The organism is Mycobacterium sp. (genome assembly GCF_050701675.1).
GTDB lineage: Bacteria > Actinomycetota > Actinomycetes > Mycobacteriales > Mycobacteriaceae > Mycobacterium.
In genome coordinates, this window is sequence record NZ_JBOGDD010001097.1 from 1 (window position 1) to 7,293 (window position 7,293).

At 65.4% G+C, this 7,293-nt stretch carries 7 protein-coding genes and 1 pseudogene; 2 read left to right on the forward strand and 6 right to left on the reverse strand.

Annotated features, from left to right (window positions below; all coding sequences use genetic code 11):
• Both ACRDUX_RS33850 and ACRDUX_RS33855 read right to left on the reverse strand, forming a co-directional pair.
• Positions 1-251, reverse strand: a pseudogene (locus ACRDUX_RS33850) (hypothetical protein); the annotation flags it as partial.
• Between the two features lie 124 nt (positions 252-375).
• Positions 376-1,176, reverse strand: a complete 801-nt coding sequence (locus ACRDUX_RS33855) for an enoyl-CoA hydratase/isomerase family protein (RefSeq protein ID WP_526420751.1) — start codon at positions 1,174-1,176, stop codon at positions 376-378.
• A gap of 62 nt (positions 1,177-1,238) precedes the next feature.
• Between ACRDUX_RS33855 and ACRDUX_RS33860 the strand changes: the two genes are divergently transcribed.
• Entirely contained in the window at positions 1,239-2,012 is a 774-nt protein-coding gene (locus ACRDUX_RS33860; protein WP_526420739.1) for a hypothetical protein, read from the forward strand.
• A gap of 9 nt (positions 2,013-2,021) precedes the next feature.
• Here ACRDUX_RS33860 and ACRDUX_RS33865 read toward each other — a convergent pair whose 3' ends face one another.
• From ACRDUX_RS33865 to ACRDUX_RS33875, 3 genes are read right to left on the reverse strand one after another with little or no spacing between them, the layout of a single operon-like run.
• Positions 2,022-2,885 carry an ABC transporter permease gene (locus ACRDUX_RS33865; protein WP_526420741.1) on the reverse strand — a complete coding sequence of 288 codons (864 nt, stop codon included), beginning with the start codon at positions 2,883-2,885 and terminating at the stop codon, positions 2,022-2,024.
• Positions 2,857-3,741: an ABC transporter ATP-binding protein gene (locus ACRDUX_RS33870; protein WP_526420743.1), complete on the reverse strand. Its 885-nt coding sequence runs from the start codon at positions 3,739-3,741 to the stop codon at positions 2,857-2,859. The genes ACRDUX_RS33865 and ACRDUX_RS33870 overlap by 29 nt, the downstream gene beginning before the upstream one ends.
• A 7-nt stretch (positions 3,742-3,748) precedes the next feature.
• Positions 3,749-4,867, reverse strand: a complete 1,119-nt coding sequence (locus tag ACRDUX_RS33875; protein WP_526420745.1) for an ABC transporter substrate-binding protein — start codon at positions 4,865-4,867, stop codon at positions 3,749-3,751.
• Between the two features lie 415 nt (positions 4,868-5,282).
• Between ACRDUX_RS33875 and ACRDUX_RS33880 the strand changes: the two genes are divergently transcribed.
• Positions 5,283-6,371, forward strand: coding sequence for an acyl-CoA dehydrogenase family protein (locus tag ACRDUX_RS33880; protein ID WP_526420747.1), 1,089 nt, complete (start codon positions 5,283-5,285; stop codon positions 6,369-6,371).
• Between the two features lie 58 nt (positions 6,372-6,429).
• Here the strand turns inward: ACRDUX_RS33880 and ACRDUX_RS33885 are convergent.
• Positions 6,430-7,293: acyl-CoA dehydrogenase family protein (locus ACRDUX_RS33885; RefSeq protein ID WP_526420749.1), on the reverse strand; the 864-nt coding region annotated here is incomplete at its 5' end.

Below are 7,293 nucleotides of genomic sequence, written 5' to 3' on the forward strand. Positions count from 1 at the left end.
GGTCCGGCGCCAGCACCTGGTGCACCCTCACCGGGTGCACCCGTGCCTGGGGCACCCGAGGCGGGCGCCGTCGAGGTCGCGATCGTGCTGGGCGCCGTGGTGGTTTCGCTCGTCGTAGCGCTCGTCGTGCTGGACGTCGAGGAATCGGAACCACTGTCACTGGATCCGCAGGCCGTGAGCGTGCTCAGGGCGATCACGGCGGCGATGCCGGCAGTGACAGGAAGGCTACGGACGATCCGAAAGTCGGTCATGGTGAGTACTCAATTCTCTGTGAGGGGCTGCTTCGCAACCATTTCCTTGGCGCGATGTACGTACCCACTCACATCCGATGTCAAGCGGGACCGAGTTTGCGGGCCCCCGCCGGTGGTCGGCCCGCTACTGCCCGGTGTAGGTGGCCTTACCCGGCCCGACCTCGAGAAAGCTGACCACCGCGCGCCGTAGATCATCGGTTTCGAACAGTGCGCCGGAGGCTTTGGGGGTGGTGGCGTCGGCGTGGCCGACCCCGCCGGATCGCCATGCCGCGATGATCTGCTTGGTGGCGGCATGCGCCTTGGTCGGTCCGTCGGCCAGACGGTCGGTCAGCGCGCGAGCCGCCGCGTCGACGTCGTCGTGGACGGCGTTCACCACACCCCATTGGGCCAGTGTCGCGGCGTCGTACAGATCACCGGTCATGACGAGCTCGCGGGCCCGGCCCGAACCGGCGCGTTCGGCGAGCCGCTGAGGTCCGCCCATCGACGGCGTCAGGCCCACCACGGTCTCCACCAGTCCGAACTTCGCCCGCGGTGCGGCCAGGATGATGTCGCAGCCGAGCGCGATCTCGAATGCGGCGGTCAGGGTCAGACCGTAGGCGGCGAAGACCACCGGGCACGGCAGTGCCTCGAGGGGATCGATGATCTTGGCGAACAGCTTTCGCCAGAGATCGGCACCCTGTTGCGCGGTCAGTCCCTGGAAGACGTGGACGTCGACGCCTGCCGAGTTCACCTTGCCCTCGGCGCGCAGTAGCAGTGCGCGCGGCGGGTTGGCGGCCAACTCCGCGATTCGTCCGACCAACGAGTCGAACATCGACTGGTCGAAAAGGTTCAGCGGGGCGTGGTCGAAGGTCAGGACGGCGACCTCGGCACCTGCGGCGGTCTTGGTTCGCGCGACTGTGGTGGGTTCGGTTGGCACGGTGGTCAGGGTGCCACACCGGCCGGCGAGCTTCGGGCGTGTGACGCGGGTCTGCTGTCTACTGTTCGTTCATGAATTGGCTTGACGTGTGGTGGCAGCGCGAGGTTGTCGAAGGCTACAAGGGACCGCTGCTGCTGAGCTTCGCCGCCTTCGTGGTGACCTTCGTGACCACGCGCAGCGTCACCAGGTTGATTCGAGCCGGCAAGGGACCGTTCCACAACGTCAGCACCGGCGGCGTGCACATGCACCATTCGACGCCAGGCGTCGTGCTGCTGATCGTGGGCGGGTTCTCCGGTGTCGGCTCCCCGCCGCTGTCGGTCTGGACCTATCTGGCCGCGTTGCTGGTCGGTGTCGGCGCCTCGCTGGTGCTCGACGAGTTCGCGATGATCTTCCGGTTGCAGGACGTGTACTGGTCGCAGGAGGGCCAGCTGTCGGTGAACGTGGTGACCTTGGCGGCCGCCTGCGTCGGCCTGGCAGCGGTCGGGGTGTCTCCGGTCAAAGTGGACGATCTGCCCGGCGCCGTCGCCGCCGTCCGCATCGCCGCGGTCGCGGTGTTACTGGTGAACTTCGTCGTCGTCGCGATCGCCGCGCTGAAGGGCAAGTACCCGACCGCGTTGCTGGGTCTGTTCATCTCTCCGGTCGCGTGGGTGGCCGCCCTGCGGCTGGCGCGACCGACATCGCCATGGGCGCGGTGGCGCTACAGCCCGGCCAAGCGGGCGCGGGCAACTCGGCGTGCTGCGGCATTCGACGAACGGTGGGCTCCGGTTCGGCGGCACTGGGACGACTTCATCGGCGGCACACCAACATTGGCGAGCACGGTGACCACGCCGCAGGACGAGAGCTGAGCGGCCGGATCACCTACTCGTCAGACCTCGCTGCCACGCGGTCAGGCGCCACTCCGCACCGGTCAGTACCCCGTTCACCACGATCCCGATCAGACCGAGGGTGAGGATTCCGGCGTACATCTGCGGGGTCTGGTAGCGCAACGCGGCGTTGTTGATGTAGATGCCCAAACCCTCGGCGCCGCCGACGAGTTCGGCGGCGACGATCGCCGTGAAGGCGTTCGCTGCCACCAACCGGAAACCGGGAAACATCGCCGGAATCGCCGCTGGCAGAACGACGTGGACGAAGGTGTATCCCCGGCCCGCACCGAGCGCCCGTGCCGAATTCAACAGCAGGCGTTCCACGCCCCCGACCGCTCCGACGGCGTTGATGAAGATCGGCCAGAAGCACGCCCACGCCACGATCGCGACCTTCGATTGCTCACCGATTCCCAAGAACACGACGAAGACCGGCAGCAGTGCAAGTAACGAGAGATTCCGGAAGAAGAGCAGGATCGGCGCGGCCAGGGTCTGGAAGATCCGGAACGAGCCAACGAAGATGCCGAGTACGACGCCGGCCACTAACGCAATCACGAACCCGATCAACGCCCGCTGCACGCTTGGCCAGATCTGGGAGAGCAAGGTGCCGTCGGTCAGTCCGTCGACGAATGCCTTCGCGGTGTCCTGAGGCGTGGCGAGGTACAGGCTGCTGACGTAGCCGGTTCTGACGACGAGCCACCAGCTGACCAGGAAGGCGCCCAGCCCGATCGCGCCGAAGACGTAGCGGCCGTACTTGGTGACCCACGGGTTGGGCCCCTTGGGCGGAATGAGGTCGTCGTCGTCCGGTTCGTCGTCGACGCGCACCGGCTCACCCAGCGTCTGCAACTTCGGAGCCAATGTGCACCTCCTCCTCAAGGACCCGCGCGACTCGTGCGCGGACGTGCGCGAAGTCCTCCGAGTTCCTGGCTTCGCCGTCCCTGGGCCGCGGCAGATCGACGTCGATCAGCGTCTTTACCTTGCCGGGCGCCCTGGTCATGATCGCGACTCGATCGGACAGGAAGATGGCCTCGTCGATCGAGTGGGTGACGAAGAGGATCGTCTTCTTCGTCTCACCGGCTTCCCAGATGCGCAGCAACTCGCCCTGAAGGAACTCGCGGGTCTGGGCGTCCAGGGCGGCGAACGGTTCGTCGAACACCAGCACCTCGGGGTCGTAGGCAAGGACGCGCGCGATCGCGACGCGCTGACGCATGCCGCCGGAGAGTTGGTGCGGAAGTCGATTGGCGGACGCCTCCAGCCCCACTGTCTTGAGGACCTCGGCCGCCCTCGCTCTGCGCTCCGCCTTCCCGACGCCGCGAATCTTGAGACCGGCCTCGACGTTCCTTTGCGCCGTGAGCCACGGAAACAGCGCGTAACCCTGGAAGACGACACCGACCTTCTTGTTGACGCCTTCCACTGGTTTGCCGTCGATGAGGACGGCGCCCCGGTTGAAGGTGTCCAGGCCAGCGAGGATGTTGAGGAAGGTGGACTTGCCGCAACCGCTCGGCCCGAGCAGGGAGACGAACTCGCCGCTGCGGATCTGGAGGTTGAATCCGTCGAGAACGGCGGTGGCATCCTTCGCCGATCTCGATCCGGGCTTCGGGTAGAGCTTGGTGACGCGTTTCGCCTCGATCTTCCAGGCCGTGTCGCCGGCCCGCGGTGCGGTTGGTCCCGCGGCGTCCTGACTGAGTTGCTCAACGAGTGCTTGCTGACTCATCTGCGGATCATTTCTGGTCTTCGAGACCGTCGATGGCTACCAGGTTCGTCTTGAAGATCCCCTTGTTCTGCTCGTCGGTGACCGGTGCCGTATTCACCTCTTGGGACTCCAGGAGATCTGCCGACTTGGCGTAGGGGTTGAAGGCGTTGGTCGCGATGTCTTCGGGTTTCAACTTCTCCGCGCCCGGCAGCGGATTGCCCACCTCTTCGACGAGGTTCCACCACAACTGCAGGCTGGCCTTGTCCAGGAGCGCGTTGGGCGCATAGTGCCAGTTGGTGGTCTGTTCGATCGGGTATCCGGTTGTCTTGCCTGCGATCTCGGCCGATTCCTTCGGATGGGCGTTGGCCCAGTTGGCCGTCTTCGCGATGATGCCGACGAGCTCACGCGCCGCCTGCGGGTGCTTCTGCAACCACGCGTTGCTTGCGACGTAGGGTGCCTGGCCGCCCTGCGGACCCCAGTCTTCGAATGAGGTGAAGGCTTCGGTGAACTTGGCCGGCTGGCTCAGCAGGACACCGACGAGTGGCGGATGGAAGACGCCGAGGTCGACGTCGCCCCGCTCGATAGCGGGCGCGACGAGCTCGTCCTTGAGCTGAAGGAACTTGACCTTGCTCAGGTCGACGCCGTTGTTCTTCAGGTACCGCTTGATCACCAGGTCGGTGCAGCTGTTGTTGCCGTTGAGGCCAATCGTCTTGCCCTCAATGGCTTTCAGGTTGTTCTTGGTGATATCCGAGCCGGTCTTGGTGAAGTACGCCATGTGGGGTTCCTGTGGCAGGTCGAGCATGCTGGACGCGATGGCCGTGAACTTGAAGCCCTTGACCTTGCCGTCGATGTCGCCGTTGAACATGCCCGTCGCGACGTCGATGGCGCCCTGGTCGAGCAACTGCACCGCGGGGACGGCCGTGGCGGGACCGACGTACTCGGGGCGGACACCCGCATTCTTGAAATAGCCGAGCTCGTCGGCGATCCGGACCAGCGACAGCTCGGTGGTGGATTTGGCGAAGCGGAAGGCCACCACCCCGCTGTCGTCGCTGCTGCCACAACCGGCCAACAACAGCGGTGCGGCAACGAGTAGGGCCGCTAGTGCCGACGACTTTCCCGTCAGGTGTTTACTACCGAAGACGCTCACTCGTGCCCTCCAATGCGTCGTTTTACCGCTCATGGCATTTCCTCAGCCCGCTGTGGTTTCGTTCGCAAATTCCCGTTCGGCAGGCCCCCCGGGGAATGCGTCGAACACTTCTGTTGAGAACCTAAGCTCCTCCGAACGCGTCACCTACGGATAAATTCAGCACGAGCGCAGGGCGTCTGACCAGCGTCAGTGCACAACTTTCTGCCTTGTCTCGCCGTGGTCTGAATGATTAATTTCTGCTTCGCGAAATGTTTAGCTCTGCCTTATCCGACGCGAAAGGCATTTCTCGACGGCGGCACTGAATCCGCCAGATCCGAACTGTGAAGCATCGTTTACCAATGCAATAGGTTGATCGGGTAACGAGTCACTGCCGTGGCGGCGCGGCGAGGAAACCGCCCATTGCCGAGGAGAACGAATGACCACCAGCGCGGAGACCCGGATCGACCCCAAAGCCCATCCTGCGTACGTCGAATTCGCCAGGTTGGTCGAGGAGGTCATCGCGCCGCGCGCCGTCGAGGTCGACCGCACGGCAGTACCGCGGTCACACATCGAGGCCCTACGCGAGGTCGGTTATCAGCGCTGGTTCGTACCCGAGCAGTACGGCGGCGTGAAGATCCCCGACGAGGTGAAGAGCGCCGCCAATGAACTGCTCTTCGGCGCATGTCCGTCGACCGCGACGGTGGTCACGCAGCACGACGCTCCCGTCGTTCCTGCCCTCAAGGCCGGTACACCGGAGACGTTGGCGTTGCTACCGCGATTGGCGGCAGGCGAACTGCTCGGCGGCGCGGGGATGGGCCACGTCCGGTCCTGGCCCCAGAAGCGCGGCACGGTGGCCACCAAGGTGTCCGGCGGATACCGGATCGACGGGGTGATCGGCTGGCACTCGGGCTGGGGTCTGACCGACGTCGTCTGGCTGGGCGCGGTCGACGAGGCCCGCGAGACTTACGTATTCGGCATCGGCGATCTGCACCGACCGGGCGTCACCGGCCAGGTGCTGCCACTGACCGCGGTCTTCGGATCGCGAACCGCGGCACTGACTTTGGACGGCTACTTCCTTGCCGACGAGTACGTCACCGAAGTGGTCTCGGTGACGGAGTGGAAGGCCAGGGACGGTCTGGTGCGGCCCGAGGTCCGCCGGGCACGTGAGCTCAATCCCGACCTCGATCCGAATGACGTTCCGCTGCTGCCGCCGGTCGGCGCCTACGGTCTGGCCAGGGCCGCACTCGATGACGCCCTCGGACTGCGCCAGGACGATCCGGCTCTGCTGGCCATCTCCGAGGAGCTCGAGACCGCGGTGTCGAATCCGCTACCCGATCCACACTGGCGTGCCGTTCTCAACGAGATCGCGATCCGTGCCACCACCGCAGGCGTCGTGGCGCACGGCGGCGCCGGGTTGCTCTCCGACGAGATGTGTCAGATCAGGGCCAGGGCCGCACAGTTCCTTCAGGTCCGCGGCCTTGCCCCGACGGTTCGTAAGGCCCAGCTGGAGAGATACATTCGCTGATACTCGGCGGCGTGTGGTCACTTAAGACGTCCGGGCCGACTCGGGTCGTTCTTCTCGCTCAGGTGTAGAGCGTAATCGGCTGAACGTCTCCGGTGAGATAGTGCGCGCCTACTTCGAGCTTCTTGTAGTCCACGGGATCGTGCAGGGAATGCGTACGAACGTTGCGCCAGAACAGATCCAGCCCCACCTCGCTGCGAGCCGAGCTGGAACCGGTAACCTCGAACACCCGGTGAGCCACTTCCAGGGCGGTCTCCGTCGACACGACCTTGAGCTGCGCGATGCCGATCTCGACTTCGGTTCGGTATTCGGCGGTGACCTCCGCGCCGCGGGCGATCGCCTGCTCGAACCGCGTATTCCAGCGGTCGGCCAGGGCCTCCACCGCCGCGGTCTTCGACAGCAGCTCCCCGAAGGCGCGCTGCACGAACGGATCCCGTGAATAGTGCTCGACGTTGCTCAGCAGCCAGGACCCCCGCCGATCCAGTGTCAGCCGACGGGCACGCTCCAGCGCGCCCTCGGCGATCCCGAGGTAGAGATTGGCGAAGCCAAGCTGCACGCCTGGGGTGACCAGCGTCGAGTAGGGCTCGTCGCCGACCTCCCCGAGGACGTCGTCGGCCGCGATCGCGACGTCGACGAATTCAGCGCTGCCACTCGCGGAGAGGCGCTGCCCCAACGCATCCCAGTCATCGAGGAATTCGAGGCCCACCCGGTCGCGCTCGACCACCGATGCGAGCACCCGGTCAGCGCCCTGTTCGGCGGCCATCGCCAACGTGACGTCTCCGGTCGAGGCTCCGGTCGAGAACCTCTTGCGTCCGTTGAGGCGATAGCCGGAACCGTCCGGCGTCAACGTCAGGTCGGGATCCACCGGGTTTACCGCATCGCCCCACAGCCAGTTACCGGTGGCCGATGCGGTAAACCAGTGTTC

Coding starts and splice junctions, on each gene's coding strand:
- ACRDUX_RS33860 (WP_526420739.1), top strand. CDS start 1,239: ATGAATTGGCTTGACGTGTGGTGGCAGCGCGAGGTTGTCGAAGGCTAC.
- ACRDUX_RS33880 (WP_526420747.1), top strand. CDS start 5,283: ATGACCACCAGCGCGGAGACCCGGATCGACCCCAAAGCCCATCCTGCG.
- ACRDUX_RS33870 (WP_526420743.1), bottom strand. CDS start 3,741: ATGAGTCAGCAAGCACTCGTTGAGCAACTCAGTCAGGACGCCGCGGGA.